Here is a 26,803-nt window from a genome sequence, read left to right on the forward strand (position 1 = left end):
AGGGGTGAACGACGTCGCCCGTCGCCCACCCCTCGCCTCAGTCGCCCTTCACGTTGACGAGCTGCCGCAGCGTGTGCCGGATCGACACGAGGCTCGCGGCATCCGCCATCACCCGGTCGATCGGCTTGTAGGCCTGCGGGATCTCGTCGACGAACGCGTCGGTGTCACGGAACTCGATGCCCGTCATCGCCTCCCGCAGCTGCGCGTGGGAGAAGGTGCGCCGCGCCGCGGACCGCGAATACTCCCGGCCCGCGCCGTGCGGTGAGGAGTTCAGGGACTGCGGGTCCCCGAGCCCCTCGACGACGTACGACGCGGTCCCCATCGATCCGGGGATGAGCCCGGGCCGACCGGCGTCCGCCTGGATGGCTCCCTTCCGGGACACCCAGACCTGCTTGCCGTAGTGCTTCTCCGACTCGGTGAAGTTGTGGTGGCAGTTGATCCGCTCCTGCTCCTCCACGGACGAGCCGAGGAACTCCGACACCTGGCGGATGACGCGGTCCATCATCTCCTCCCGGTTCAGCAGCGCGAAGTGCTGCGCCCACCGCAGTTCCCGGATGTACCGGGTGAACTCCGGCGTGCCCTCGACGAGGTACGCCAGGTCAGGGTCGGGGAGGTCGATCCACCACTGCTTCGCGAGCCGCTGCGCGACACCGATGTGGTGCCCGGCGATCCGGTTGCCGACCCCGCGCGAGCCCGAGTGCAGGAAGAGCCACACCCGGTCGAGCTCGTCGACCGACACCTCGATGAAGTGGTTGCCCGAGCCGAGCGTGCCCAGCTGGAGCCGCCAGTTCCCGGCGTACTTCGCAGGGTCGAAACCGTTCGTGTCGGCGAGCTGCTCGAGCTCGGCGATCCTCGGCTCCGCCGTCGCGACGACCTTGCGGTTGTAGCGGCCGGCCGAGAGCGGGATGGCGCGCTCGATCTGCTCCCGCAGCTCCGCGAGGTCGCGACCCTCGAGGTCGCCCCTCTCGAACTGGGTGCGGACGGCGATCATGCCGCAGCCGATGTCGACGCCGACCGCGGCGGGGATGATCGCGCCGAGCGTCGGGATGACCGAGCCGACCGTCGCCCCCTTTCCGAGGTGCGCGTCCGGCATCAGCGCCAGGTGCGGGTGGATGAACGGCATGCGGGCCGTGGTGTGCGCCTGATCGAGCGTCTTCTCGTCGATCAGCGACGCCCACGACAGCAGCCGTGCGGAGAGCCTCTCCATGATTCCTTTCCTTGTGATGTGTCCAGTCACAGGTCGAGGATCTCCCACACGGAAAACGCCCCGGACCTGACGGTGCGGGGCGTTGCGAGAGCGGATGCTGTCACACGGCGCGCGCCGGAGGGTACGACTCGTAGCGGTCGTCGTGCTTCTGCTGAAACATCGACACCGCTGCGATGGGAAGATTCCGCGGGGCGGTCATCCGTCGTCTCCTCGGCTGGCGTGCTGCGCCGATCGGCACAGCTTTGCCACAGTAGGGGACGACACGCCCGGGCGTCAAGCGGCGTCGGCGTGACCTCGGCGTCATTCGCGGTCGAGTCCGAAGGTTCGTTTCACGAGCGCCTGCACGTCCCGGTCGAGCCCGTCGATGCGGATGCTCATGGCATCGATGCGGCTGTTGATGGCGTCGAACTTGCTGCCGACGGAGTCGAACTTGCTGTCGACCGCGTCGAATCTGCTGTCCACGGCTTCGAAGCGCGCATTCATCTCGCCTCGGAGTCCGCCGATCTCGGCGCGCAGGATTCTCACGAAGAGTGTCGAGACGACGCCGATCATGCCGAACAGCAGAGCACTGACGACGCCGATCATCGTCCAGGTCTGCGCATCGTTCATGATCCCCATCCCCCGATCGTCGCATCGATCAGGCGAGTCTGACATGTGTCCGCGACAACGGATTCCGGGATTCCACTGGCGGGGGAGAGGTGACCGAAGCCTCGTACGGTGCAGAGAGAGTCGGCGCGTCAGCTCTCCCGCGGTGGGTTGTGCATGAACTCGATGCGGATGCCGTCGGCATCCTCGACGAACGACGCGTAGTAGCGAGCCGAGTACCGCGGGTACTCCTTCGGCTCGCGGACGACCGTCCAGCCGGCATCCTTCGCGATGTGGTGCAGACGATCGACCTCGTCGCGCGAGTCGACGGCGAAGGCGATGTGCTGCCAGCCGATGCGCCCGTGCCGATGCGGCTCGGAGTCCTCATCCCAGACGTAGAGGATGATCTCGGTCTCGTCTCCGTTGTTCCAGGAGATCGAGTGGTCGTCCTCCCCTCCGCTCACGTATCCCAGAGCGGTGAGCACGGGGTGGAACTGCGTCCGTCCGCGTTCGAGGTCGTCGACGGTGATGCCCAGGTGATCGAGAAGAGCCATCCGGCCAGTCTGTCAGGGCGCCGCGCCGGTGTCAGTGGGGAGCGTGATACTCGGCTTCGCCGCGCTTCCAGTAGCCCTTGACGACCGCTTTCCCGGAATCGACGCCCCACCGCTCCAGCAGCGCGCGGCCGGGCTTCACGATCGACTGCTCGGCGGCGACGAAGACGAATGGGTCGTCGCCGACCGCATCCGCCTCGGTCAGCCCCTCGAGGAAGGCGACCAGGGCCGAGCTGGATGCCGCAGCGCCCCTGTGCAGCCACTCGACCTCGACGGGCGAATCGATGTCGACCTCGTGCTGCACCGATACGCTCTCGATGATGATGCGCGCCGGCGCACCCTCGGGGATGAGCGCGGCGAAGCGACGGATCGCCGGGATCGCCGTCTCGTCGCCGACGAGGAACCAGGATGCGGGCTCGCCGTGGATCACGGCCGAGCCTCGCGGTCCGCCCACGCCGATCGACGACCCGAGGGGAGCGTTCGCCGCCCACGGTGCCGCCACGCCCGCGTCGCCGTGCACCGCGAACTCCACGTCGAGCCAGTCGTCTCCCCACGCGAGGGGCGTGTACTCGCGGCTCGGCGCAGCCCGCATCTCCTCGACCGAGTCCACTGGACCCGCGGGGAAGAACAGCCGCATGTGGTCGTCGGACCCGAGCGATGTGAAGCCGTCAAGGTCGCTGCCTGTCAGGCGCACGCGCACGTAGTCGGGCGCGAGCCACTCGCGGGAGGAGAGCGTGACGGTGCGGAACCGCAGGTCGAGCCCGCGGCGCTCGATCGAGAAGCCTGATTGCGTGTCGCTCATAAAGTAAGGCTAACCTATGCTGGTGAGGGTTAGGTCAGCCTAACCCTGCCCATTCCGCGCCGAGAGCGCGATGTCCCCGCAGAACAGGAGTCCCTCCATGTCCATGCCCAGAACGCTCACCGCTGTCGGATTCGGCCTCGTCGCCGTGCTCGCCCTCGGCGGCTGCGCTGCCACGTCCGACGCCTCGGACGTCGAGGAACCGGCCGCATCCGAGGACTACTATCCGGTCACGGTCACCGACATGGCGGGCAACGAGGTGACGATCGAGAGCGCCGACAGCGTCGCGATCACCGACAACCGTTTCTTCCAGCTCGCCGCCGACTGGGACCTCCCCGTCACGGTCGCACCGCTCGACCTGTTCAGCCCCGAGAACCCGCTCAAGGACTCGTCGGAGATCCTCAACATCGGCCTGCACACCGAGCCTGACTTCGAGCAGATCGTCGCGGCCGACCCCGACCTGGTCGTCAACGGCTACCGGTTCAGCAGCGAGGAGAACGCGCAGGGTGTGAAGGATGCCGCGCCCGACGCCGCATTCCTGGACATGACCGGCCCCGCGGACCAGTCGGCCGACGAGTTCGTCGTCGAGAGCATCACCCTCCTGGGCGAGGTCTTCAACAGGAAGGCGGAGGCCGACGCCCTCGTCGACGACTTCCACACCGCGCTCGACGAGGCCAAGGACGCCTACGACCCCGAGAAAACGGTCATGGGCCTGGTCACCTCGGGCGGCGAGATCAACTACTCCAACCCGACCGACGGGCGCGGTGCGAGCATCTTCTTCGATCTGGTCGGGATGACCCCCGCGCTCGACGCCGAGGGCACGACGGACCACACCGGCGACAACGTCTCCCTCGAGGCTCTCGCCCAGGCGAACGCGGACTACCTGCTCGTGCTCGACCGCGACGCGGCCGTGTCGGAGGAGGGGCAGACCGTGGTTCCCGCACTCGAGCTCATCACCGGTTCGGCGGCGCTCGCGAAAGTCCCGGCCGTGCAGAACGAAGCCATCACCGTGATGCCCGCCGACTACTACCTGACCGAGGACGTGTTCGCGTACGTCGCGGTCCTGAACGGACTCACCGAGCTGTTCGAGTCCGCCTGACGCGCTGACGCGCTGACGCGTTGACGCCGCATGCGCGCCGCTACCCCGCCCGCTGGACGCGGTAGCGGCGCGCACCCGTACGGAGACACCTGTGACCTCGACGATCCCCGCTGAGCCGCCGCCTCGGCGCATCACGAACATCGACGCGCTCGCGGGCACCGCATCGCATCGACGTGCCCGCTCCCGCTGGGCACGCACCTGGCCGCTACTGCTCGCCGGGGTACTGACTCTGGGCCTCATCGCGGTGTCGATCTTCACCGGGGTGGCCGACATCACGGCTCCCGACGGCGAGGGGCGGGAGTTCCTCTGGATCACCCGTGTGCCGCGCACGGTATCGCTCGTCCTCGCTGGGGCGAGCATGGCGATGGCGGGTCTCGTGATGCAGCTCATGACGCAGAACCGCTTCGTGGAGCCGACCACGGTCGGCACGACCGAATGGGCAGGACTGGGTCTTCTCGTCACATACATCCTGTTGCCGGCGTCCGGGGTCATCGAGAAGATGGCGATCGCGATCGTCTTCGCCTTCCTCGGCACGCTCGTGTTCTTCGCCTTCCTGCGTCGGGTCACGCTGAAGTCCTCGCTGATCGTGCCGATCGTCGGCATCATGTTCGGCGCCGTCGTCAGCGCCGTCTCGACGTTCCTCGCCCTGCGCTTCAACCTCCTGCAGGTGATCGGCGGATGGTTCATGGGCCGCTTCACGGGCATCGAGATCGGCCGTTACGAGCCGCTGTGGATCGTGCTCGGGGTCTGCATCGTCGTCGTGGTCGCCGCGGATCGCTTCACCGTCGCCGGGCTGGGGCGCGACATCGCTACGAATGTCGGCCTCCACTACGAGCGCGTCGTGCTGCTCGGTGTCGGGTTGGTCGCGATGACGACCGGTGTGGTGACGGTGATCATCGGCGCTCTGCCGTTCCTCGGGCTCATCGTTCCGAACCTCGTGGCGATGGTGCGCGGAGACGATCTGCGCTCGAATCTCCCCTGGGTCTTCCTCACCGGGATCTGGATCGTGACGGTCTGCGACCTCATCGGGCGCACGATCATCATGCCGTTCGAGGTGCCAATCTCACTCGTGCTCGGTGTGGTCGGCTCGATCGTCTTCATCGTCATGCTGCTTCGGGTGCGGAGGGGGACCGGTGTCCGCTGACCTCGGCATCCGTCCGCTCCCACGCACCACCGGATCCTTCGCGGATCCCGCTCATCGCCGGCGGTACCGCCTCGTCCTCGCCGCGCTGATCGTCGGGGCGGTGATCGTCACCGCACTCCTGCTGTGCTGGGACAATCCGTACCTGCCGTTCAGCGAGCGGTGGCTGCGGATCTCGCGCATGCGCATCTCCGGGGTGCTCGTGATCGCGGTCGTGACCTTCTGCCAGGCGTTCGCGACGATCGCATTCCAGACCGCGACGAACAACCGCATCATCACCCCGTCGATCATGGGATTCGAGTCGCTGTACGTGCTCATCCAGACCGCGATCGTGTTCTTCTTCGGCGTCACGGGACTCTCGGGATTCGACCCCTTCACGCGGTTCCTGCTGCAGTCCGCACTCATGGTGCTCTTCGCCGTCCTCCTCTATTCCTGGCTGCTCTCCGGGCGCTTCGGGAATCTGCACGTCATGCTGCTGATCGGCATCATCCTGGGCACCGGGATGGGCGCCCTCTCGACGTTCCTGCAGCAGATGCTCGACCCCAACGAGTTCGACGTGCTCGCGGCGCGTCTGTTCGGCAGCATCACGAACGCGAACACGGACTTCCTGTGGTTCGTCATCCCGGTCTGTCTCGCTGCGGGCGGCGCGATCTGGATGCTCGCGCGTCGCCTCGATCTCATCGCGCTCGGCCGTGACGTCAGCACCAACCTGGGGCTGAATCACAAGCGACAGGTCATGCTCGTGCTCACGCTCGTCGCCGTGCTGTCGGCGATGAGCACGTCGTTGTTCGGTCCGATGACGTTCCTGGGCTTCCTCATCGCCACTCTCGCCTACGCCATCGCCGACACCTACGATCACCGCCTGCTGCTCCCCGTCGCCTGGCTGCTGGGCTACGTCACGCTGGGCGTCGCCTACTTCCTGCTCAAGCACGTGTTCACCCTGGTCAGCGCCGTCACGATCATCGTCGAGCTGATCGGCGGACTCGTGTTCCTGATCGTCATCCTCCGAAAGGGGCGACTGTGATCCGCATCCGCGATCTCGTCCACCGCTACAGCGGCGACACCGAGATCGGGCCCATCTCGCTCGATCTGCCCGCCGGCGGCATCGTCGCGTTGATCGGTCCGAACGGTGCCGGCAAGTCCACCCTGCTCACGATGGCCGGTCGGCTGCTCGCTCCGGACGCGGGTACGGTGCAGATCGCCGGCGTCGACGTCCATCGCGCGCCGTCGAAGCAGGTCGCGAAGATCGTCTCGATCCTCCGGCAGGAGAACCATTTCGTCACCCGGCTCACGGTCCGCCAGCTCGTCGGCTTCGGGCGCTACCCGCACTCGGGCGGGCGACTCACTCAGGTCGATGAGGACAGGATCTCGGAGGCGATCGACTTCCTCGGGCTGACCGATCTCGAACAGCGCTTCCTCGACGAGCTCTCCGGTGGCCAGCGGCAGCGCGCCTATGTCGCGATGGTCCTGGCGCAGGACACCGAATTCGTGCTGCTCGACGAGCCGCTCAACAACCTCGACATGAAGCACGCGGTGCAGATGATGAAGCACCTGCGCCGTGCCGCAGAGGAACTCGGGCGCACGATCGTCATCGTGCTGCACGACATCAACTTCGCGGGGCACTACGCCGATCGCATCTGCGCCATGAAGGACGGGGAGATCGTCGAGTTCGGGACGCCGGCCGAGATCATGACCGACGACGTGCTCACCCGGGTGTTCGACACCCCGGTGCGGGTGATCGACGGGCCGTCCGGTCCGCTCGCCGTCTACCACTGAGCGCGGCGACCGTCGGCCGTCACAGCTCGATGCCGTGGTCCTCGTCGTTCACACCGGCGTTGCGACCCCGACGGGACTCGTAGCCGAGGAACCAGCCCAGCCAGACGATCGCGGCGAGCAGGATGCCGAGCCACACGTTCTGGAACACCAGACCGATCACGACCCCGGCGACGAGCAGACCGACGGTGACGGAGGCGCGGAGCGCGGTTCGTGACATGGTCTCAGCCTAGATCCGTCGCGCGTCGTGCACGCGGTCAATGCCGGCGATGGTCGGCGGGGGTGAGTCGAGGACCTCTGCGCGGCTCACTGACGCCGCTGGCGAAGATGAGGCGGATCACACGCTGCCGGTGACCCGCCCACGGGGCGAGCAGCTCCAGCATCCCGTCGTCGTCGGTGCGGTGGCCGGTGAGGGCGTGGCCGACCTCGTGAGCGAGGTGGTAGTCGCCGACGCTCACGGCGTCGGGGTCGCCCAGCGCGCGGAGTCGGGTCTCGGCGGAGGTCCACACGCCGATGCCGGGGAGGCTCGTGAGCACACGATCGCGGTCGTCACCGGTCGTCGCGGCGCGGAACGCGCGAGCGAGCGAGTCGGCACGCGCGGCAGTTCGTACGATCGTCTTGGACTGCGGGGGCTGAACACCGGCACGGTGCCAGTCCCACGAGGGGATGCGGTGCCACTCGGATGCCGTGGGCGCCGCGTACATGGGGCGGGGAGTGGGGCCGGGCGCTCGGTGGCCGAACTTCGTCACCAGCAGGCGCCAGGCACGGAAGGCCTCCAGCCCGGTGACCTTCTGCTCGAGGATGGCGCAGGCGAGCGCGTCGAAGACCTCGTTCGTCCTGGCGAGGCGGATACCCGGAGACCGCCGCGCGACCTCCGCGATGAGGGGATGGTGCGAGGGGTCGAACCCCGAGGGGTCGTCGTGCGCGCCGCACAGGGCGGGCACGGTCTCGAGTGCCTCGTCGGCGCCGGCGCCCCAGGCGCTCGCCCTGATCTCGTCGCCGACGGCACGGAGTGCAAGGGTGGCCGCTCCGCGCGAGGTGCGCACGGTGCGCCAGATGACGGCGCCGTCGAACACCATCGTCGGGTCGCCGGGGCCGCGACGGAGCATGCCGACCGTGCGTCGGATGTCGACGGGGTGACCGGGTCGGTACACCGATTCCCGACGAGGGTGAGCGGCCGCCTCGGCGGCTGCGGCATCCTGCGTCAGGGTCATGCGCCCACCCTACGCGGCGGGGCTGACACCCGGGCGCGCGCGGGCGCCGATCAGAAGCGGTCGGGCGAGGGCGTTCCGTGGCCGTAGCGGATCACCACGTCGGCGTGGCGGTCGAAGCGGTAGCCGATGCCTCGCACCGTGCGAACGATGTCCTCGTAGCGTCCGAGCTTCGCGCGGAGACGACGAACGTGCACGTCGATCGTGCGTTCGCCGGGGGTCTCGTCGTCCTGCGCCTGCCAGAGAGCAGACACGAGCTCACTGCGCTCGATCGTGCGGCCCTCCCGGAGCACGAGGTACTGCAGCAGCTCGAACTCCTTGTAGGTGAAGGCGGCGGACTCGCCGTCGATGAGGACGCGCTTGCGGGAGATGTCGACGACGACACCGCCCTCTTCGTCGGTGCTCTCCTCCTCGGCGGCCGCCTTGGTGCGGGCGATCGCGCCCGGTTCGTGCAGCGCGAGGCGCACGACATCGAGGTCGCGTCCGCCGGAGCCGTGCGGCGCGAGAGCGACGGTGGCGTGCGTCTCGGCGCCGGGTGCAAGCTCGGCGAGAGTGCGGCGAAGGGCGTCGACGAGGAGCGGGAGGCTCACGCCGGCTTCGGCGGCCTTGATCTCGTCGAGTCCGACGTAGAGGGCGAAGCCGCGCGGGGAGCGGACGGCGGGGAGATCGGCGGCGAGCGTGGCCGAGGCGGCGGAGGCCGGGGCGGCTGCGGTGGAGGGACGCTCGAGAAGTGCGGTGTTCGACATGATGATGAAGTCCTCAGGACGTGAGCCGGGAGGCTCTGATGCGTTGCATGAATGACCGGGCGAGCCGGAGGAGCGAGCAAGGGTGGATGCTCGGAGACCCGGACCCCGCAGATCGCGAAAGGTCAGGTCAGACGGAGTGGCTGTTCGTTCAGCGACACATTCGGCAACACATGCCAACGCGACCGGGCATCATCATCCCGGCAGTCCCGTTCGCCTCCTGGGCGGACAAGGGGCTTGCGTTGGTAGTCATGGGAGGGATTATGTCCGAAGAAGTCCCCGTGTGTCAAAACGGCGACCCATGGGCGCGGCGGGCGTAACGTGGACGGGGTGACCACCTCGACACTCGCCTCCGGATTCATCCTCACCGATGAGAAGGACGCCTCGCGGTACACGCTGACTCGTGACGGGAAGCTCGTGAGCGTGCTCGACTACCGCGACGACGGCCGGACCATCGCTCTCACGAGAGCCTTCACGATCCCGACTTTCCGGGGCCACGGCTACGCCGGGACCGTCGTCGAGGGTGCCGTCGCCGACATCGAGGCGCGGGGTGATCGCAAGGTCGATGCGGTGTGCTGGTACGTCGCCGACTGGTTCTCCGCGCACCCCGAGCACGCGGGACTCCTGCGCTCTCGATGAACGTCGTGTCGTGTGACGCCGTGTTACGCGAGCCCGCTCGAGATCTGCTGTTCGGCGGCGCCGCCCGATCCGGTGCGCGCTGTCGGCGGCACGCCTCTGAGCGAATGTCGGTGGCGGTTCGTACCGTGTGAGTATGCGCATCCTGCACACCTCCGACTGGCACATCGGCCGCACGTTCCACGGCAACTCCACCATGGACGCCCTGGCCGAGGTCCTCGAAGCGCTCACGGAGCAGGTGCGCGCGAACGACGTCGACGTCGTGGTGATCGCCGGAGACGTGTTCGACTCCGCGACCCCGGCCGGCGCGGCCTACACACTGCTCAGCGACGCGCTCGTCGCCCTGAGTGACACGGGCGCCCGCGTGATCGTCACGAGCGGCAACCACGATTCCGCCGCTCGCCTGGGGTTCCAGGCGCGGCTGCTGCGCGACGGGATCCACGTGCTCACCGATCCCCGGGCGATCGGGACGCCGATCACGGTCGAAGACGAACACGGACCGGTGCACTTCTTCGGCATCCCGTACCTCGAGCCCGCCATCGTCCGCCAGCACTGGCCGGATGCCGAGCTGCGCACGCAGGCGCAGACCGTCGCCCACGCGATGGACCTGGTCCGCCGGGGCATGCGGGCGCATCCCGGTCGGTCGGTCGCGATCTCCCACTGCTTCTCGGCGGGGGTCGACGCGACTGTCGGACTCGAGCGCGAGGTGCGCCAGGGTGGACTCGACGTCGTGCCGCTCTCCGTCTTCGACGGACCCGACTACGTGGCGCTCGGTCACATCCACGGACGGCAGCAGGTCAGTGAGCGTGTGCGCTACTCGGGAGCGCCGCTGCACTACAGCTTCGGCGAGCAGAGCAAGCCGCGCGGGTCGTGGCTCGTCGACATCGACGCAGACGGTCTCGCCGGCGCGGAATGGCTCGACCTCCCCGTGCCGCGTCCGCTGGTCACGATCACAGGCACACTCGACGAGATCCTCTCGAAAGCGAACGTCGAGGCGCACGCCGATCACTGGGTGTGCGCTGTGTATACCGACGCGATCGCTCAGGCCGAGCCGATGCGCCGCCTGCGCGAGCACTTCCCGTTCTGCGCGATGGTCCAGCACCAGCCGGCTGAGGTCGGCGATCAGACGCCGCGCACCTACGTCGATCGTCTGCGTGGGGCGGTGTCGGACACCGAGCGCATCGATGCGTTCCTCGAGCACGTCCGTGGGGGGCACGGTCCTACCGAGCGCGAGGGTGAACTGATCCGCGAGGTCCTCGACGACCGCGTGCGCGCCGACGCGCTGGTCTGAGGCGGGAGGATCCCGGTGCAGCTCCATCGACTCGAGGTCCAAGGGTTCGGCCCCTTCCGCGAACGCCAGGTCGTCGACTTCGACGCGTTCGCCGACGACGGCATCTTCCTGATCGAAGGACGCACGGGCGCGGGCAAGTCGAGCATCCTCGATGCGGTGTGCTTCGGGCTCTACGGCGGGGTGCCCCGCTACGACGGCGGCGACAAGCGCCTGCGCAGCGATCACTGCGAACCAGACGACGTCACCGAGGTCGTGGTCGAGTTCAGCACACCGGCCGGGCGCTACCGGGTCCGCCGATCGCCCGAGTACGAGCGACCCAAGAAGCGGGGTGGGGGTCTGACGGTGCAGGCCTCGTCCGTGCAGCTCGACGCCCTCGTCGGGGGTGAGTGGATCGGTCTCGCCGCCAGGGAGCGGGAGGCGGCATACGAGCTCGACGACATCCTCCAACTGAGCCGTGAGCAGTTCCTGCAGGTCATCCTCCTCGCACAGAACCGCTTCTCGGAGTTCCTCCTCGCGGGCAGTCGTGAGCGCCAGGCACTCCTGCGCAGGCTGTTCGGCACCGAGCGCTTCGAAGACGTGCAGGCCCGATTCGACGAGCGTCGCCGCGCCGCCGAGCAGGAACTGTCCTCCGGCCTCGCCGTCGTCGCGGCGCGACTCGACGAGGCCGAGCGGCTCGTCCGCAGCGCGGGCCTCGCGAACGAGGAGCGCGACGGCGTCGAGGGCGAGTCGCAGAGCGGAGACGGCGCGACCCCCGCTCGCTCGCTCACGACCGAGGAACGGCTCGACGAGCTCGCCCGCGCGCGAGCGCGAGCCGACTACCGGGCGGAGCGCCGAGCGGCCGAACGCGACGACGCCGAGGCCCGGTCCTCGACGGCGGATGCCGCGCTTAACAGCGCCAGGGAAGAGCGCCGCGCGCAAGAGGAGCGCGACCGTGCGAGGCGGGCGCTCGACCGCCTCGAGGAGATCGAGCCGCAGATCACCGCAGCGCGTGAGGAGCTGGTCCGAGCGCGTGAGGCCGAGACGCTGCGGACGACGATCGTGGCCGCAGCGCGTGCGCAGGCCGCCCTGGAACAAGCCCTCGAGAGGGAGCAGCGGGCTCAGCGCGAGTGGAGCGCGCACGGGGTCGACACCGACGACATCGCCGCGTGGGCGTCCGAGCGAACGCGCGAGACAGGAACCTGGGCGCGCGCAGACGAACTCGAGAGATCCGCGGCGGAGCGAGAGGCTGAACGGGGTCGGGCTGCCGAGGAGGTCGCGGACGCGGCGGAGAGACTCGCCTCGATCGAGGCAGAGGGGGAGTCCCTTCCGACGCAGCTCGACGAGACGATGGTCGAGCGGCACGACCTCCGTCGCATCGCGGACAGGGCGAGCGACCTCGCTGCGACTCTGCAGGGGGCGACTGCGCGTCTGGCGGCCGCGCACGACGTCGTGCGGCTTGACGCCGAGTGCGCTGCGTCGGAGCAAGACCTGGCCGAGGCCAGCTCCGTTCTGGCGACGAGGCAGACGGAGCTCGCGCGATTGCGGCAGCGGCGCCTCGACGGATTCGCAGGTGAGCTCGCGAGCGCTCTCGTCGACGGCGAGGCCTGCCCGGTGTGCGGCGCTCACGAGCATCCCGCTCCGGCTGACCACTCCGATCCCGTATCCGCCGACGACATCATCGCCGCCGAGGCCCGTCGCGACGAGGCCGCGGATGCGGAGAGTTACGCTGCCGAGAAGGTCTCGTCGTTGCGGGTCGAGCTGGCAGCCGCGAGCAGTCGTGCCGATGGAAGAGACGTCCGCGAGGCGACCGAGGAGCTGACCCGAGCGAACGAGGAGCATGCTCAGAGCCTCGCTGCCGCTGAGCGCCTGTCGTCCCTGGAGCGACGGGTCGTCGAGCTGTCGGCGCGGATCGCCAGCCTCCAGAGTGAGCGGGAGTCGGCCTCGGCCGCTCTCGCCGCGGCCCGGGAGGCACATGCGGTGATCGAGCAGCGCCTGGCCGAGGCGGCCTCGACGGTCTCGGAGGCTCGCGGCGACTTCCCGTCTGTGGCGAGGAGGATCGCCGCCGCCGAACGCGAGGTCGCCGACGCGCGGAAGCTCATCGAGGCGACCGATGAGCGAGTGCGGTGCACCCGATCCGCGACGTCGGCCGCGCAGGAGTTGACGACCGCGCTCGACGCCTCGGTCTTCGACGATGCTCACGCCGCCGAGGCCGCCCTCCGCACACCGGCGGTGCAGGCCGAACTGGAAGCACGTGTCTCCCAGCACGCCGTCGAACGCGAGAAGGAACGCGCGATCCTGTTCGACCTCGAGCTGCGGACTCTGCCCGAGGAACCGATCGACCTCGACCCGGTCGAGCGCCGCGCCACCGAGGCGAGGGCGCTGTGGTCGACAGCCGTCGCCGAGGCGGAGCGCGCCGCCGCGACCGTGGAACAGCTCACGGCTCTCGTCGACTCGGCCTCCTCCGCGCATGCGCGGAGTGCCGCCGGTGCCGCCGACTTCGAGGTGCTGCGGGGGCTCGCAGACGCGTTGGCCGGCCGCGGCGCGAACACCCGAAAGATGACGCTCGAGACCTTCGTGCTGGCAGCCGAGCTCGAGGAGATCGTCGAGGCGGCGAATCGTCGCCTGGCCGACATGTCCACCGGGCGGTACCAGCTGCGCCACTCCGATGCGCTCGCCGCGCGGGGTGCCGCGTCCGGCCTGGGCATCGTCGTGTTCGACGCCTACACGGGTCAGACCCGTCCCGCGCAGTCGCTCTCCGGTGGCGAGACCTTCCTGAGCTCGCTCGCGCTCGCTCTCGGACTCGCCGAGGTCGTCACGGCACGAGCCGGCGGCATCCGTCTCGACACCCTCTTCATCGATGAGGGATTCGGATCACTCGACGGCGACACGCTCGACGTCGCCATGCGCACACTCGACGAGCTGCGTCAGGGCGGCCGAACCGTCGGCGTCATCAGCCACGTCGAAGCGATGCAGGAGCAGATCCCGGCTCAACTGTCCGTGCGGGCCACGCCCAACGGGCCGAGCATCATCGAGACCCGCTGACCGTCAGACCCCGTACTCCTGGCGCACGGTCTCGCGCAGCATCACGCTGCACCGGGCGATCGCCGCGCGGAAGTCGACGAGCGCGCCGTCCTCGGCACGATCCGAGATCGCTCTGAACGCGCGGATCGGCACGCCGAACTGCTGCGCGACCCAGATGTACGCGTACGTCTCCATGTCGACGAGCCCGGCACCGGAGGGGCGGATGACCGCGGTGATCCCCGCATCCCCGACGAAGCTGTCTCCGGTCGCGATGAGCACGCCCTCCCGGCCCGTCGACACGCGAGCGGGCAGGGACACGTGCTGTCCGGCGACGCCCTCGAGGTCGAAGACGTCGTGCTGCAGCGCGCTGCCGATCTCGTGCACCACGGCGTCCAGCTCAGGGTCGATACCGCCGGCTGTGCCCACGACCACGATCTCCTCGTAATCGTTCGCGGACAGCGCTCGGGTCAGTGCGTAGGTCGCCTGCATCTTGCCCTCGCCGGTGACGAGCTGATCGAACCCCTCGAGTGCCTCGGGGAATGCTTCGAGTTCGGATGCCATCGCGGCGACGAGAAGTCTCACCCCTGCATTCTCCCATTGCCCGCAGACGGCTCGCCGCGGCTCCGCGCCCCGCACGTCATTCCGATGTAACACTGGGGGAGGATACTGATGTCGACCAGACCGGAGGACCGCCATGACCCTGCAGCAGCAGATCGCGGAAGCGCTCGGCGTGAAGCCCGAGATCGAACCGGAAGCCGAAGTGGAACGCCGGGTGCAGTTCCTCGTCGACTACCTGCGCACGACCGGAGCCAAGGGATTCGTCCTCGGCATCTCGGGCGGCCAGGATTCGACTCTGGCGGGCAGGCTGGCTCAGCTCGCCGTCGAGCGCGTGCGCGCCGAAGGCGGGGAGGCGAAGTTCCTCGCCGTCCGACTCCCGTACCGGGTGCAGCACGATGCAGAGGATGCGGCCGCTGCCTTGGCGTTCATCGAGCCCGACGCGTCGGTCGAGGTGAACATCCAGAACGGGGTCGACGGCGTCGAGGCAGACATCGAGTTCGCGGTCACGAGCGACATCACCGACTTCAACCGCGGGAACATCAAGGCGCGCCTGCGGATGGTGACCCAGTACGCGCTCGCGGGTCACGACGGACTGCTCGTGATCGGCACCGACCATGCGGCGGAGGCCGTCACGGGTTTCTACACGAAGTTCGGTGACGGCGCGGCCGACATCCTGCCGCTCTCGGGCCTGACCAAGCGGCAGGGGCGTTCTCTGCTCCTGCATCTCGACGCTCCGGAACGACTCGCGTACAAGGTGCCGACGGCAGACCTGCTCGACGGGCAGCCCGGCCGCGCGGACGAGGACGAACTGGGCCTCACCTACGAGCAGATCGACGCCTTCCTCGAGGGTCAGGACGTCGATCCCGAGGTCGCCGGGCGTATCGAGTCCAGGTACCTCGCGACACAGCACAAGCGGCACCTCCCGGTGACGCCCGACGACACCTGGTGGCGCTGACGGGCCCTGCGCGACGGAGGTCCCGTGTCGGATGCCGCGGCTAGGGTCGAAGCATCCGAAGGAACGGGAGAAACGTGCGGATCGACACCCTGGCGCAACGCGTCATCTGGAGCGCGAGCGATCTCAAAGCGGCTGCCGAGTGCGAGTTCGCCTGGTGTCGCGCGATCGACGCGAAGCTCGGGCGCGTACCCGCGGTCGATGAGCCGGAAGACGCCACTCTGGCCCGCGCTGCCCGCCTCGGCGACGTGCATGAGCAGAACGTGCTCGAGCGGTACATCGCGGAGCTCGGAGAGGAGCGCGTGCACCAGGTCGAGAAGGTGTCGTCGGTCGATGCCGATGCTCTCTCCGCCGCCGTCACCGAGACGATCGCGGCTCTCGATTCCGACGCCCTCGTCGTTTTCCAGGCGGCGTTCTCGACCGACGAGTTCGTGGGGTTCGCCGACTTCCTGAAGCGCGACGACGACGGCCGCTGGCGGGTGCAGGACTCGAAGCTCGCCCGCACCGCGCGGGTCACGGCACTCATGCAACTGGCGGCATACGTCGATCAGCTCGATCGACTGGGGGTACCCCGCTCCGACGAGGTCGACCTGATCCTCGGCGACGGCACCGTCAGCACGCATCGCGTCGACGACCTGCTGCCCCTGTTCCAGGTGCGCCGTGCGCGGCTCCGCTCGCTCATCGCCGATCGTCGCATCGACGATCCGAGCCCCGAGGCAGCGCTCGCCTGGGGAGACGACCGCGGAGACCTCGACGTCGTCGCGTGCGGCCGCTGTGCGAGTTGCGAAGAGCAGGTCATCGCCCACCGCGACCTGCTGATGGTCGCGAGGATGAGGCCGGTCCAGCGGGCCCGTCTGCGCGCGGCCGGTATCGAGACGATCGACGCGCTCGCCGCGGTGACGGCTGCGCCCGAGGCCATGAACGTCGATACGTTCGAGACCCTGCGCTCGCAAGCGCGCGTGCAGTTGCGAGCGGATGCCGAGGGCGCAGCCGCCTACGACGTGCACTACGCCGCTGCGATACACACGCTGCCGGTGCCGAGCCACGGCGACATCTTCTTCGACTTCGAGGGCGATCCGCTGTACACCGAGCCGGCACTCGACGGTCGGCCGCACTGGGGACTCGACTACCTGTTCGGCTGGGTGGACAACCACGACCAGTACTCCGCGCTGTGGGCGCACGACTTCGCGGCCGAGAAGCGGGCCTTCGAGCAGTTCCTCGATTTCGTGAAGCTCCGCCGCACCACCCACCCCGACATGCACATCTACCACTACGCCCCCTATGAGACCTCGCACCTCATCGCGATGGCGGCCCGCTACGGCGTGCGTGAGGCCGAGGTCGACAGGCTCCTGCGCGAGGGCGTGTTCGTCGATCTCTACCCGCTCGTGCTGCGGACGGTACGCGTCGGGTCGCGCTCGTATTCGATCAAGAAGCTCGAGCCGCTCTACATGGGCGAGGATGTGCGCACGAGCGATGTGCAGAAGGGCGATGACTCGATCGTGCAGTACGTCGCCGCCCGCGAGCTCGTCGCGGCGGGGGAGCAGGCGGAGGCGGATGCCGTTCTCGCCGACCTCGCCGACTACAACCGGTACGACTGCGTCTCGACCAGGCGCCTCCGCGACTGGCTGATCGAGATCGCGCGCCGCGAGGGTGTGAATCCGGCCCCGCCCGACGAGGCGGACGAGGTGATCTACGAGCCGTCGCCGCGCTCCGTCGCGCTGCTCACCGATGCCGAGCAAGCCGCGGCCGCGGGTGGCGACGGCCAGGTGCACCGCATCGCGGCCGCGGCGATCGACTACTTCCCCAGGGAGGCCAAGAGCTTCTGGGTCTCGCACTTCCAGCGGCTGCGTGAGCCCGTCACGATGTGGGACGGCACACGCGACGTGGTCCGCGTCGACCGCCTCGCCTCCCGTGTGGTTCGCGAGTGGAGCGTCGGGGAGGGGCGTCGTGTGATGTCACGCGACATCGAGATCCGTGGTGAGGTGTCGCCGGGAACGACGCTCGGTACAGGCGGCCAACCGTTCGCGCTCTACGAGGTGCCGGCGCCGTTCGACCTCGAGGTGCCGTCGCGCGCGGTGCACGTGCCGCATACGGTGACGATCATCGATGTGCTGGACGACGGCTACCTCATCACGGAGTCGGCGATCCAGGGGCAGACCTGGGACGAGCTGCCGCTCGCGCTGACCCCTGCCTCCCCGCCGCGAGTCGTTTCGCTGCAGGGCGCGATCGACGAGTGGGCGGATGCCGTGCATGCCGCCGCTCCCGGCTACCCGCATGACGCCGCCACCGATGTGCTGCGCCGCATCCCGCCGCGGACGCGCTCCGGACGAAGCCTTCCCGCGCAGGGCGATGACGCGGTCGGGGCGATCGTGCGGGCCGTCCTCGACCTCGACGACAGCTACCTCGCCGTGCAAGGCCCTCCGGGCACCGGCAAGACGTACACGGGATCGCAGGTCATAGCGCGGCTCGTGAACGAACACGGCTACCGCATCGGCGTCGTGGCTCAGTCGCACTCGATCATCGAGAACCTGCTCGAACGCGTCGTCGCCGACGGGGTGCCGTCTGGACAGGTGGGGAAGGCCCCGAAGGATTCAGCGGCCGAGCCCGGGTACACGGTGATCCCGAAGACCGGCATGGCATCGTTCCTCGCCGAGAACGAGGGCCGAGGCGTCGTCGTCGGCGGCACGGCCTGGGACTTCAGCAACACCACCAGGGTCGAGCGCCACGGCCTCGACCTCCTCGTCGTCGACGAGGCAGGTCAGTTCTCGCTCGCGTCGACGATCGCGGTCGCAGCAGGCGCGAAGAACCTGCTGCTCCTGGGAGACCCGCAGCAGCTGCCGCAGGTCAGCCAGGGCGCGCACCCGGAGCCCGTCGACACGTCGGCGCTCGGCTGGGTCATGGACGGTGACGAGGTCGTGCGGCCGGAGTTCGGATACTTCCTCGAACGCTCGTGGCGCATGCACCCATTCGTCGCGGCTCCCGTCTCACGCCTCGCCTACGCCGGACGCCTGGCGTCGGCGCCGGGCACGGAGAAGCGCGGGATCGAGGGCATCGATCCCGGGCTGCATGTGGTTCCGCTGCGTCATCGCGGCAACGCCACGCAGTCGCCCGAGGAAGCCGCCGAGGTGGTGGCGCTGGTCAGCGACCTGCTCGGTCGCACCGTCACCGATCACACCGCCGCGACCCGGACTCGTCCGCTCGGACAGAGCGACATCATCGTCGTCACGCCGTACAACGCACAGCGACAGCTCGTGCACGACGCTCTCGCCACGGCGGGGTTCCCCGACGTGCCCGTCGGCACGGTCGACAACTTCCAGGGCAAGGAAGCGGTCGTCTCGATCACGTCCCTCGCGGCGTCGAGCGGCAAGGATGCTCCGCGCGGACCGGAATTCCTGCTCATGCAGAATCGTCTGAACGTCGCCATCTCCCGGGCTCAGGTCGCGGCATACCTGATCCATTCGCCGGCGCTTCTCGACGACCTCCCGCGCACACCGGAGGGCGTCGCTCGTTTGAGCGCGTTCGCGCGCCTCGTGGGAGCTGCCGAATGAGCCACGCAGCGCCGACCGAGCACACAACCGAACAGATCCTGCGGGCCTCCGCAGCGTGGGCGTGGTTCCCGCGTGACAGCGAGCAGGAGAAGACCCACCTGCAGCTGGTGCGCTACCCGGCGAGATTCGGCGGTGGCGTCCGCGGATCGCAGGTCGACTCGCGGTCCGACCCGGGTACGGTGATCGACGACGCGCTTGAGCGGACGAAGTCGTGGGGCGAGACCGTCTTCACCTTCTGGACCAACGCCTCTGATTCGCCCGACCTCGAGGACGAACTCCGGCGTCGGGGAGCCGACCATATCGACACGGTCGCCGTCTTCGCACGCGCGGTCGACGGCCCCGCCATAGAGGTGCCGCCGGGGGTCACTGCGGAGATCGTGCGCACCCTCGACCAGGTGCGCGACGTCGACAGCGTGAACGTGCCGGTGTGGGAGCAGAGCGCACTCGACAACGACGGATTGCGCGCCGAGCTCGCCGAGATCACAGCCGCGCTCGAGGCCGGAGAAGCTCTCCGCGTGCTGGCACGGATCGATGGCCGCCCCGTCAGCACCGGCGGCTGCACCATCGTCGACGGTTTCGCCCGGCTCTGGGGTGCTGCGACGCTGGAGCATGCACGCGGACGCGGGGCGTATCGAGCAGTCCTCGCCGAACGCCTTCGCGCGAGCGCCGAGAGAGGCGCGGTCACGGCGCTCGTGAAGGGCCGCGTCTCGACGTCGGCTCCGATCCTCCGTCGTGCGGGATTCGTGCACTACGGCGACGAGCGGGCATACCGCCTGACCGTGTGAGGGTGTGGCTCAGACCGGGGCGGCAGGCCGGGACCGGCTCAGAACGCGGCGGCAGGCCGAGGCCGGCTCAGACCGTGCCGTACAGGCGGTCTCCGGCGTCGCCGAGGCCGGGAACGATGTAGCCCTTCTCGTTCAGCCGTTCGTCGAGGGCGCCGAGCACGAGCGTGACGTCGCGATCGCCGGCCATCTCCTCGATCGCAGCGACACCCTCGGGGGTGCCGAGCAGGCAGATCGCCGTGACGTCCTTGGCCCCGCGGTCGAACAGGAATTGGATCGCGGCGGCGAGCGAGCCGCCGGTGGCGAGCATCGGGTCGATCGCGAAGCACTGACGGTCGCTGAGGTCCTCGGGGAGGCGTTCGGCGTAGGTCGTGGGCTCGAACGTCTGCTCGTCACGCACCATCCCGAGGAAGCCGACCTCTGCGGTCGGCAGCAGCTTGACGAGGCCTTCGAGCATTCCGAGACCGGCGCGCAGGATCGGGACGACGATGGGGCGGGGCTCCGAGATCTTCACGCCCATGGTCTTGGTGACGGGGGTCGTGATCTCGATCGGGCTGACCTTGACGCTGCGGGTCGCCTCGTACGCGAGAAGCGTCACGAGCTCCTCGGTGAGCTGACGGAACACCGGCGACGGGGTGCGATGGTCGCGCAGCACCGAGAGCTTGTGGGTGACGAGAGGGTGGTCGGCGACGTGGACACGCATGGATACAGGCTAATGCGCCGCGGCCCCGCACACGACATCGAACGGCATAGGCTCGGGGCATGACGCCCGCCGACACGACAGCGATGCACCGCGCACTCCAGCTCGCCGGCGAGGCTGCACGAGCCGATGAGATCCCGGTCGGCGCAGTCGTCCTCGACTCGAACGGACGCATCATCGCCGAGGGACGCAACACCCGCGAAGAGACCCACGACCCGACCGGACACGCCGAGATCGAGGCGCTGCGGCGCGCTGCGGCATCCGTCGGCTCTTGGAATCTGCAGGGTCACACCCTGGTGGTCACCCTCGAGCCGTGTGTGATGTGCGCGGGCGCGATCCTGCAGGCGCGCATCGCGCGCGTCGTGTTCGGCGCGTGGGACGACAAGGCCGGCGCGGCGGGGTCCATGTACGACGTGCTGCGCGATCGGCGACTGCCCTACCGTGCCGAGGTCGTCGCGGGAGTCCAGGCGGATGCCGCGACGGCACTGCTCCGAGACTTCTTCGAGCAGCGGCGCTGACCGGGATCGATCAGCGCCTACGCGCCACAGTCAATCCGAGGACTTCAGGACGAAGACGTCGGTCGACGGCTCCGGGTCGAGCGACGGGCGGTACACGTCGGGTTCGATGTAGATGACCCGGGCGATCGGGACCGCCTCGCGGATGCGGGCCTCGATCACGTCGATGTCGTCGGCTGCCTCGCGGAGGGGCTTGTCGGCGCTGAGGGCGATCTTCACGGCCACCATCAACTCGTCCGGACCCAGATACAGGGTCTTCATGTGGATGATCTTCTCGATCTCGTCGCCCGCGTTGATCGCGTCGACGATGCGATCGTGGTCGGCCGACGTCGCGCCCTCACCGACCAACAGGCTCTTGGTCTCCACCCCCAGCACAATCGCGATCAGCACCAGCAGCACGCCGATCATGACGGTGCCCAGCGCGTCGAACAGCGGGTTGCCGGTGATCACGGTGAGGCCCACGCCGAGCAGCGCGAATGTCAGACCCGTGAGCGCCCCGACGTCCTCCAGCAGCACGACCGGGAGCTCGGGAGCCTTCGCACGGCGCACGAATGACGCCCACGACTGGCCCTTCTCGCGGACGAGATTGCTCTCCTTGACGGCAGTGCGCAAGGAGAACGACTCGAGCCCGATCGCGATCAGCAGCACCACGATCGGGAGCCACCACCAGGTCTGGTCGAGCTCATGCGGGTGAGTGAGCTTCTCGACACCCTCGTAGATCGCGAACAGACCGCCGACGGAGAAGAGGATGATCGACACGACGAACGCGTAGACGTAGCGCTCGCGACCGTACCCGAACGGGTGGGCGCGGTCGGCCTCGCGCTTCGCCTTGCGTCCGCCGAGCATCAGGAGCAGCTGATTGCCGGAGTCGGCGACGGAGTGGATGGCCTCGGCGAGCATGGATGCCGACCCCGACAGCGCCCACGCGAGGAACTTCGCCAGGGCGATGCCCAGGTTCGCCAGGAACGCCGCGATGATCGCCTTGCTGCCGCCGGAAGCACTCATGGTGCGAGTCTAGAACCGCAGGTCGCAGGATGCCTGGTGAGCCCGCCGTAGGATGACGACATGGCTGACTCTCTCCCCTCTCTCGCGTTCGTCGGTGCCGGATCGATGGGGGGAGCCATCCTCCGCGGAGTGGTCGCCTCCGGCATCCGCGTCGACGGTGGCATCACCGCCACCAACCGCTCCCCAGAGAAGGCCGCGGCCCTCGCCGACCTCGATGGTGTCACCAGCATCGCCCTCTCCGAGCAGTCGGACGGCAACGCCGCAGCGGTCTCCGATGCGCGCATCGTGCTCATCGGGGTCAAGCCGGCCATGGTCCCCGACCTGCTCCGCGAGATCGCTCCTTCCCTCGGCGACGACACCATCGTCGTGAGCCTCGCCGCGGGAGTCACCCTCGCGACGTTCGCCGACATCCTGGGCACCGACGCCCGCATCGTCCGGTCGATGCCGAACACGCCGGCCACCGTGGGGAAGGCGGTCACGGGTCTCGCAGCCGGCGGCGGTGCCTCCGCCGATGACCTCGCCCTCGTGCGCCGCCTGTTCGGGACCGTCGGAGCGGTGATCGAGGTGCCGGAGGCGCAGATCGATGCGCTCTCGACGATCTCGGGCTCGGGGCCGGCCTACGTCTTCCTGCTCATCGAAGAGCTCACGAAGGCCGCCGAGGGCATGGGATTCGACCGGGCCGATGCGCGGCTCATGGCCGAGCAGACGTTCATCGGCGCGACCGCGCTGCTCGACGCATCGGGGGAGGAGCCTGCGGAGCTCCGGCGGCGCGTCACGAGTCCGAAGGGCACGACGGAGCGGGCCGTCGCGGTGCTGCAGGACGCGCGCCTGGATCGCACGTTCGCGGAGGCGGCGGCAGCAGCACTCGCCAGAGCGAAGGAGCTCGCGGCAGGCGCGTGAACACCGCGCCCGTGGGCCGCACCCGCGTGAGGGAGCGGTCGGATCTCAGCGGTCGAGGGCCGCGAAGCGCTCGATGTCGCTGTTCGTGCCCGACACGATGATGAGGTCATGGTTGGTCACGATCGTGTTGGCCTCCGCGTAGCGGAAGGGCTTGCCGGGGCTCTTCACCCCGACGACCGTCACCCTGTACTTGCTGCGCACGCCCGACTCGTTCAGGCCGATGCCGCGAATGAACTTGGGCGGATACATCTTCGCCAGCACGAAGTCGTCGTCGAAGCGGATGAAGTCGAGCATCCGCCCGCTGACGAGGTGCGCCACGCGCTCGCCGGCCTCCCGCTCCGGGTAGATGACGTGGTTGGCGCCGACACGGGCGAGGATCTTGCCGTGCGACTGCGAGACCGCCTTCGCCCAGATCTGCGGCACCTTCAGGTCGACGAGGTTGGCGGTGATGAGGACGGATGCCTCGATGGACGAGCCGACCGCGACGACGGCGACCTGGAAGTCCTGCGCGCCGATCTGACGCAGGGCGTCGATGTTCTTCGCGTCGGCCTGCACCGTGTGGGTGACGCGGTCGGACCACTTCTGCACGAGCTCGAGGTTGCCGTCGATCGCGAGCACCTCGCGATCGAGGCGGTCGAGCTCGCCTGCGCACGCGGCGCCGAACCGGCCGAGACCGATGACGAGGACGGGAGCGTCGCCCCGGAGGACTTCAACCAACGATCGGCCTTTCCACGGGCAGTGAGTAGTACTGCGTTCGCGATGTCGCGGCGACGGCCGCGGCGAGAGTCACTGTACCAACGCGCCCCATGAAGATGGTGGCAGCCATCACGTAGCTCGCGGAGTCGGGAAGGTCGGCGGTGAGTCCCGTCGACAGGCCCACCGTGCCGAAGGCCGAGATCACGTCGAACAGGACATGGCTGATGTCGGCTTTCGTGATCTGCGCGATCACGATCGTCGACAGCGCCACGATGGTGGCACCCCACGCGACGACGCTGAGCGCGACGCGCTGCACGTCGCTCGGGATGCGGCGGCCGAACGCCTCGACCGACTGACGGCCCTTCGCCTCCGACCACACGGCGATGGCGAGCACGGCGAGGGTGGTCACCTTGATGCCGCCGGCGGTGGATGCCGAGCCGCCGCCGACGAACATGAGCATGCTCGCAGCCAGCAGGGAGGAGCCGTTGAGATCGTCCATCTCGATGACGTTGAATCCCCCGGAGCGCGTCATGGCTGACAGGAAGAAGGCCTGGAACGTCGTGTCGACGGCATCCATCGATCCGAACGTCTTGGGGTTGTTGTACTCCAGCACCAGGAAGACGGCCGCGCCGAGGATGAAGAGGAGCACGGTCGTGACGAGGGTGAGCTTGGTGTGCAGCGACCACTTCTGCACGTGCCACACATGCTTGGCCAGCGTATAGATCACGGGGAATCCGATGCTGCCGAGGAAGACTCCGACCATGAGCAGCGTGAGTACGAGGTAGTCGTCGGCGAACACCGCGACACCGCCGTCGTTCGGGGCGAATCCCGTGTTCGTGAACGCCATCGCCGAGAAGTACGGCGCCTCCCACAGGGCCGCGATCGGATCGACACCCGCCATCACCAGCGCCGGGTAGAGGAGAATCGCGAGCGCGCCCTCGATGATGAGAGCCGACACCGCGACCGTCGTCAGCAGCTGGCCGACCTCGCCGAGACGAACGGTCTGGCTCTCGTTGACCACCCCGCCGTGTGCGCGCAGAGGATTCGTGTCCCCCGCAGCGAGAAGCTTGGCTCGAAGTCCCAGCCGCTTCGAGATGAGCATGCCCATGAGTGAGGCGAGGGTCAGCACGCCCAGCGCGCCGATGTTCACTCCGATGAAGATGACGACGTGTCCGAACGGGGACCAGTGGTTGGCCATGTCGACCGTCGCGAGTCCCGTGACGCAGATGGTCGACACCGCCGTGAACAGCGCGTCGGCGAGCGGTGTGACGGTTCGTGACGCCGATGAGATCGGCAGCGACAGCAGGACAGTGAAGACGAGGATCAGGAGGGCGAAGATCACGATCGCGAACCGCGACGGCGACGACGTGATGATGTGCTTGCCCCAGGAAGCGGCGGTCTTGAGGCGATGGCCGGGGGACGACGCCGACACGATGCCCGACATCGCGTCCCCCTTCGTCTGTCTCCCCACCCAGCGGCGGCGGCACGACGGTGATCGCCGAGCCTTCGTCATGGTACTCCGTGCCGGGGACGACTACCCTGATCACATGACCGACATCTTCGACGTGATCGCAGACGGCACGAGGCGCGACATCCTCCAGCTCCTCCTGCGACGCACTTCCGAAGGGGATGCCGGCACGAGCGTCAGCCACATCGTCGCCGACCTCGGCATCAGTCAGCCGACGGTGTCGAAGCACCTGAAGGTGCTTCGTGAGGCGGAGCTGGTCAGCGTGCGCGAAGACGGTCAGCGTCGTTTCTACAGCCTCGCCGTCGAGCCGCTCGAGGCCGTCGACGACTGGCTGGTGCCGTTCCTCGTCGACGCCTACGGCGATGACGCCCCGGACATCGACTACCCTGGTCAGCCGCTGCCGGACGGAGCCGCGCACGCCGCAGAGGTGGTCGGCCGCGCCGCGGCATCCGCGAAGCACGTCGTCACGTCGGCTCTGAAGCGCTTCGGGAACTGACCCGCCGGACGCACTCCGCCCCCGACGACACGGGGGGCTTGTCGCCGGGGGCGGGGCCGCGGGCCCCATACCCGCGTGGGCCGGAAAGGTGCCTGTCCGAGCCGTTCCCTCAGCGTCTCAGGCGCGCCTGAACGGTTCCGGGACGGCCGCTATGTCTCTCCTGGGATGGCCGGATGCTGCGCCGCCGCAAGTCACGTTTGCCATGATGTGGAGATGACGCGACCTGCCGAGTACCGGGCCCACTTCGACTTCTCCCTCTCGTTCGCCAACGGAGGGGGACTGGCAGGGGAGGGCTTCCGCCTCGACCTCCCCTCGGCCCACCTCGGCGACTCGGAGATCGCAACGCTGCTCGTGCGCCATCTCGGACTGGCGCTCGTTCGGGACGTCGAGCTGCGAGACCTGCGGATCGTCGAAGAACCCCATCGCGGCTCGAGGGGCGTCGAGACGGCGCCGACGACGGAACGCCGGATCATCGACCTGAGCCACCGGATCGAAGCCGGACTCGTGACGTACCCCGGGTTGCCCGCACCCGTGATCACCCCCCACCTCACCCGTGAGGATTCGCGGAACAAGTACGCCGAGGGCACCGAGTTCGCGATGGACATCATCACCATGATCGGCAACACCGGTACGTATCTGGACGCGCCGTTCCACCGATATGCGGACGGCGGAGATCTCGCGGCGCTCGAGCTCGAGACGCTCGTGGATCTGCCGGCTGAGGTCTTCCACCTGCACGACGCCTGGACGCCGGAGCGGCGCGGCGTCGACGCGACCGCTCTCGCGGATCGCGACCTCGCGGGGGCCGCGGTGCTGCTGGACACGGGATGGAGTCGACACTTCGGGACGCCGGCCTACGGCCGCGGTGCACCCTTCCTCACCGAGGGCGGCGCGCGTCATCTCGTCGAGGCGGGTGCTGTCCTCGTCGGCATCGACTCGCTCAACATCGATGACACCGAGAACGGAGGGGAGCGGCCGGCGCACAGCATCCTGCTGGCCGCGGGCGTGCACGTGGTCGAGCACCTCACCGACCTCGCCGAGGTGCCGGCACGCGGAGCCCGCTTCACGGCCGCGCCGCCCGCTGTGCGCGGATTCGGCACGTTCCCGGTGCGGGCCTTGGCCGTTGTCGGCGACGATCGCTGATCACACA

At 68.7% G+C, this 26,803-nt stretch carries 26 protein-coding genes; 14 read left to right on the forward strand and 12 right to left on the reverse strand.

All coding sequences use genetic code 11. The features are described 5' to 3' along the window. Nucleotides 1–37: 37 nt before the first annotated feature. The 4 genes from AUC47_RS00990 to AUC47_RS01005 all read right to left on the reverse strand — a co-directional run bounded on the left by AUC47_RS00990 (nt 38) and on the right by AUC47_RS01005 (nt 3,145). Nucleotides 38–1,207 (reverse strand): RtcB family protein, encoded by a 1,170-nt coding sequence (locus AUC47_RS00990; RefSeq protein ID WP_096713364.1) that lies wholly within the window; start codon nt 1,205–1,207, stop codon nt 38–40. 300 nt (nt 1,208–1,507) lie between these two features. Then, nucleotides 1,508–1,816 carry a heat shock factor-binding 1 family protein gene (locus tag AUC47_RS00995; protein ID WP_256999389.1) on the reverse strand — a complete coding sequence of 103 codons (309 nt, stop codon included), beginning with the start codon at nt 1,814–1,816 and terminating at the stop codon, nt 1,508–1,510. 128 nt (nt 1,817–1,944) lie between these two features. Next, nucleotides 1,945–2,346, reverse strand: coding sequence for a VOC family protein (locus tag AUC47_RS01000; RefSeq protein ID WP_096713366.1), 402 nt, complete (start codon nt 2,344–2,346; stop codon nt 1,945–1,947). 31 nt (nt 2,347–2,377) lie between these two features. Beyond that, entirely contained in the window at nt 2,378–3,145 is a 768-nt protein-coding gene (locus AUC47_RS01005) for a siderophore-interacting protein (protein WP_096713367.1), read from the reverse strand. 97 nt (nt 3,146–3,242) lie between these two features. Between AUC47_RS01005 and AUC47_RS01010 the strand changes: the two genes are divergently transcribed. The 4 genes from AUC47_RS01010 (at nt 3,243) to AUC47_RS01025 (ending at nt 7,158) form a co-directional block, all read left to right on the forward strand. Next, complete coding sequence (locus AUC47_RS01010; RefSeq protein ID WP_179297471.1) at nt 3,243–4,241, forward strand: ABC transporter substrate-binding protein; 999 nt, start codon at nt 3,243–3,245, stop codon at nt 4,239–4,241. Nucleotides 4,242–4,371: 130 nt separating this feature from the next. Further along, nucleotides 4,372–5,385, forward strand: a complete 1,014-nt coding sequence (locus AUC47_RS01015; RefSeq protein WP_096713441.1) for an ABC transporter permease — start codon at nt 4,372–4,374, stop codon at nt 5,383–5,385. Then, nucleotides 5,375–6,406 carry an iron chelate uptake ABC transporter family permease subunit gene (locus tag AUC47_RS01020; protein WP_096713369.1) on the forward strand — a complete coding sequence of 344 codons (1,032 nt, stop codon included), beginning with the start codon at nt 5,375–5,377 and terminating at the stop codon, nt 6,404–6,406. The genes AUC47_RS01015 and AUC47_RS01020 overlap by 11 nt, the downstream gene beginning before the upstream one ends. Next, nucleotides 6,403–7,158 (forward strand): iron ABC transporter ATP-binding protein, encoded by a 756-nt coding sequence (locus tag AUC47_RS01025; protein ID WP_096713370.1) that lies wholly within the window; start codon nt 6,403–6,405, stop codon nt 7,156–7,158. Before AUC47_RS01020 ends, AUC47_RS01025 begins: the two co-directional genes overlap by 4 nt. A 19-nt stretch (nt 7,159–7,177) precedes the next feature. Here AUC47_RS01025 and AUC47_RS01030 read toward each other — a convergent pair whose 3' ends face one another. From AUC47_RS01030 to AUC47_RS01040, 3 genes are read right to left on the reverse strand one after another with little or no spacing between them, the layout of a single operon-like run. Then, nucleotides 7,178–7,375 (reverse strand): hypothetical protein, encoded by a 198-nt coding sequence (locus AUC47_RS01030; protein ID WP_096713371.1) that lies wholly within the window; start codon nt 7,373–7,375, stop codon nt 7,178–7,180. A 37-nt stretch (nt 7,376–7,412) separates the two neighbouring features. Then, nucleotides 7,413–8,369, reverse strand: a complete 957-nt coding sequence (locus AUC47_RS01035; RefSeq protein WP_096713372.1) for a DNA-3-methyladenine glycosylase family protein — start codon at nt 8,367–8,369, stop codon at nt 7,413–7,415. A gap of 50 nt (nt 8,370–8,419) precedes the next feature. Further along, nucleotides 8,420–9,112 (reverse strand): winged helix-turn-helix domain-containing protein, encoded by a 693-nt coding sequence (locus AUC47_RS01040; protein ID WP_096713373.1) that lies wholly within the window; start codon nt 9,110–9,112, stop codon nt 8,420–8,422. 327 nt (nt 9,113–9,439) lie between these two features. On the opposite strand from AUC47_RS01040, the gene AUC47_RS01045 reads away from it, so the two are divergent. From AUC47_RS01045 to AUC47_RS01055, 3 genes are all read left to right on the forward strand, one after another. Beyond that, nucleotides 9,440–9,748 (forward strand): GNAT family N-acetyltransferase, encoded by a 309-nt coding sequence (locus tag AUC47_RS01045; RefSeq protein WP_179297472.1) that lies wholly within the window; start codon nt 9,440–9,442, stop codon nt 9,746–9,748. Nucleotides 9,749–9,881: 133 nt separating this feature from the next. Continuing rightward, a complete protein-coding gene (locus AUC47_RS01050; protein WP_096713374.1) occupies nt 9,882–11,036 on the forward strand; it encodes an exonuclease SbcCD subunit D in 1,155 nt (384 codons plus the stop codon). Between the two features lie 15 nt (nt 11,037–11,051). Next, the gene (locus AUC47_RS01055) at nt 11,052–14,057 is read left to right on the forward strand and encodes an AAA family ATPase (protein WP_096713375.1); all 3,006 of its coding nucleotides are present in this window, start codon (nt 11,052–11,054) and stop codon (nt 14,055–14,057) included. 3 nt (nt 14,058–14,060) lie between these two features. Here the strand turns inward: AUC47_RS01055 and AUC47_RS01060 are convergent, their stop codons facing one another. Next, complete coding sequence (locus tag AUC47_RS01060; protein WP_096713376.1) at nt 14,061–14,618, reverse strand: phosphorylase family protein; 558 nt, start codon at nt 14,616–14,618, stop codon at nt 14,061–14,063. Nucleotides 14,619–14,730: 112 nt separating this feature from the next. Here AUC47_RS01060 and nadE point away from each other — a divergent pair, with 112 nt between their 5' ends. The 3 genes from nadE (at nt 14,731) to AUC47_RS01075 (ending at nt 19,879) form a co-directional block, all read left to right on the forward strand. Then, nucleotides 14,731–15,549, forward strand: a complete 819-nt coding sequence (nadE, locus tag AUC47_RS01065; RefSeq protein ID WP_096713377.1) for an ammonia-dependent NAD(+) synthetase — start codon at nt 14,731–14,733, stop codon at nt 15,547–15,549. Between the two features lie 74 nt (nt 15,550–15,623). Then, nucleotides 15,624–19,094: a TM0106 family RecB-like putative nuclease gene (locus AUC47_RS01070; RefSeq protein ID WP_096713378.1), complete on the forward strand. Its 3,471-nt coding sequence runs from the start codon at nt 15,624–15,626 to the stop codon at nt 19,092–19,094. Continuing rightward, a complete protein-coding gene (locus tag AUC47_RS01075; protein ID WP_096713379.1) occupies nt 19,091–19,879 on the forward strand; it encodes a GNAT family N-acetyltransferase in 789 nt (262 codons plus the stop codon). Before AUC47_RS01070 ends, AUC47_RS01075 begins: the two co-directional genes overlap by 4 nt. A gap of 67 nt (nt 19,880–19,946) precedes the next feature. Here the strand turns inward: AUC47_RS01075 and upp are convergent, their stop codons facing one another. Next, a complete protein-coding gene (gene upp / locus AUC47_RS01080) occupies nt 19,947–20,579 on the reverse strand; it encodes a uracil phosphoribosyltransferase (protein WP_096713380.1) in 633 nt (210 codons plus the stop codon). Nucleotides 20,580–20,638: 59 nt separating this feature from the next. Between upp and tadA the strand changes: the two genes are divergently transcribed. After that, nucleotides 20,639–21,094: a tRNA adenosine(34) deaminase TadA gene (gene tadA / locus AUC47_RS01085; RefSeq protein WP_096713381.1), complete on the forward strand. Its 456-nt coding sequence runs from the start codon at nt 20,639–20,641 to the stop codon at nt 21,092–21,094. A 30-nt stretch (nt 21,095–21,124) separates the two neighbouring features. Here tadA and AUC47_RS01090 read toward each other — a convergent pair whose 3' ends face one another. Further along, complete coding sequence (locus AUC47_RS01090; protein WP_096713382.1) at nt 21,125–22,096, reverse strand: cation diffusion facilitator family transporter; 972 nt, start codon at nt 22,094–22,096, stop codon at nt 21,125–21,127. Nucleotides 22,097–22,156: 60 nt separating this feature from the next. Between AUC47_RS01090 and proC the strand changes: the two genes are divergently transcribed. Then, nucleotides 22,157–22,996 carry a pyrroline-5-carboxylate reductase gene (proC, locus tag AUC47_RS01095; RefSeq protein WP_096713383.1) on the forward strand — a complete coding sequence of 280 codons (840 nt, stop codon included), beginning with the start codon at nt 22,157–22,159 and terminating at the stop codon, nt 22,994–22,996. Between the two features lie 45 nt (nt 22,997–23,041). Here the strand turns inward: proC and AUC47_RS01100 are convergent, their stop codons facing one another. After that, nucleotides 23,042–23,713, reverse strand: coding sequence for a potassium channel family protein (locus tag AUC47_RS01100; RefSeq protein ID WP_096713384.1), 672 nt, complete (start codon nt 23,711–23,713; stop codon nt 23,042–23,044). Beyond that, entirely contained in the window at nt 23,706–25,136 is a 1,431-nt protein-coding gene (locus AUC47_RS01105; RefSeq protein ID WP_096713385.1) for a TrkH family potassium uptake protein, read from the reverse strand. The genes AUC47_RS01100 and AUC47_RS01105 overlap by 8 nt, the downstream gene beginning before the upstream one ends. Nucleotides 25,137–25,239: 103 nt before the next feature. Here AUC47_RS01105 and AUC47_RS01110 point away from each other — a divergent pair, with 103 nt between their 5' ends. Together AUC47_RS01110 and AUC47_RS01115 are read left to right on the forward strand one after the other, a co-directional pair. Further along, complete coding sequence (locus AUC47_RS01110; protein WP_096713443.1) at nt 25,240–25,656, forward strand: ArsR/SmtB family transcription factor; 417 nt, start codon at nt 25,240–25,242, stop codon at nt 25,654–25,656. A gap of 213 nt (nt 25,657–25,869) precedes the next feature. Then, nucleotides 25,870–26,796 (forward strand): cyclase family protein, encoded by a 927-nt coding sequence (locus AUC47_RS01115; protein WP_096713386.1) that lies wholly within the window; start codon nt 25,870–25,872, stop codon nt 26,794–26,796. Nucleotides 26,797–26,803 lie beyond the last annotated feature (7 nt).

Source organism: Microbacterium sp. SZ1 (genome assembly GCF_002362255.1).
GTDB lineage: Bacteria > Actinomycetota > Actinomycetes > Actinomycetales > Microbacteriaceae > Microbacterium.

Excerpts from the sequence above, each read along its gene's own strand:
- AUC47_RS00990 (WP_096713364.1), bottom strand. The coding sequence starts at position 1,207 with ATGGAGAGGCTCTCCGCACGGCTGCTGTCGTGGGCGTCGCTGATCGAC.
- AUC47_RS00995 (WP_256999389.1), bottom strand. The coding sequence starts at position 1,816 with ATGAACGATGCGCAGACCTGGACGATGATCGGCGTCGTCAGTGCTCTG.
- AUC47_RS01000 (WP_096713366.1), bottom strand. The coding sequence starts at position 2,346 with ATGGCTCTTCTCGATCACCTGGGCATCACCGTCGACGACCTCGAACGC.
- AUC47_RS01005 (WP_096713367.1), bottom strand. The coding sequence starts at position 3,145 with ATGAGCGACACGCAATCAGGCTTCTCGATCGAGCGCCGCGGGCTCGAC.
- AUC47_RS01010 (WP_179297471.1), top strand. The coding sequence starts at position 3,243 with ATGTCCATGCCCAGAACGCTCACCGCTGTCGGATTCGGCCTCGTCGCC.
- AUC47_RS01030 (WP_096713371.1), bottom strand. The coding sequence starts at position 7,375 with ATGTCACGAACCGCGCTCCGCGCCTCCGTCACCGTCGGTCTGCTCGTC.
- AUC47_RS01035 (WP_096713372.1), bottom strand. The coding sequence starts at position 8,369 with ATGACCCTGACGCAGGATGCCGCAGCCGCCGAGGCGGCCGCTCACCCT.
- AUC47_RS01040 (WP_096713373.1), bottom strand. The coding sequence starts at position 9,112 with ATGTCGAACACCGCACTTCTCGAGCGTCCCTCCACCGCAGCCGCCCCG.
- AUC47_RS01050 (WP_096713374.1), top strand. The coding sequence starts at position 9,882 with ATGCGCATCCTGCACACCTCCGACTGGCACATCGGCCGCACGTTCCAC.
- nadE (WP_096713377.1), top strand. The coding sequence starts at position 14,731 with ATGACCCTGCAGCAGCAGATCGCGGAAGCGCTCGGCGTGAAGCCCGAG.
- AUC47_RS01075 (WP_096713379.1), top strand. The coding sequence starts at position 19,091 with ATGAGCCACGCAGCGCCGACCGAGCACACAACCGAACAGATCCTGCGG.
- upp (WP_096713380.1), bottom strand. The coding sequence starts at position 20,579 with ATGCGTGTCCACGTCGCCGACCACCCTCTCGTCACCCACAAGCTCTCG.
- tadA (WP_096713381.1), top strand. The coding sequence starts at position 20,639 with ATGACGCCCGCCGACACGACAGCGATGCACCGCGCACTCCAGCTCGCC.
- AUC47_RS01090 (WP_096713382.1), bottom strand. The coding sequence starts at position 22,096 with ATGAGTGCTTCCGGCGGCAGCAAGGCGATCATCGCGGCGTTCCTGGCG.
- proC (WP_096713383.1), top strand. The coding sequence starts at position 22,157 with ATGGCTGACTCTCTCCCCTCTCTCGCGTTCGTCGGTGCCGGATCGATG.
- AUC47_RS01105 (WP_096713385.1), bottom strand. The coding sequence starts at position 25,136 with ATGTCGGGCATCGTGTCGGCGTCGTCCCCCGGCCATCGCCTCAAGACC.
- AUC47_RS01110 (WP_096713443.1), top strand. The coding sequence starts at position 25,240 with ATGACCGACATCTTCGACGTGATCGCAGACGGCACGAGGCGCGACATC.
- AUC47_RS01115 (WP_096713386.1), top strand. The coding sequence starts at position 25,870 with ATGACGCGACCTGCCGAGTACCGGGCCCACTTCGACTTCTCCCTCTCG.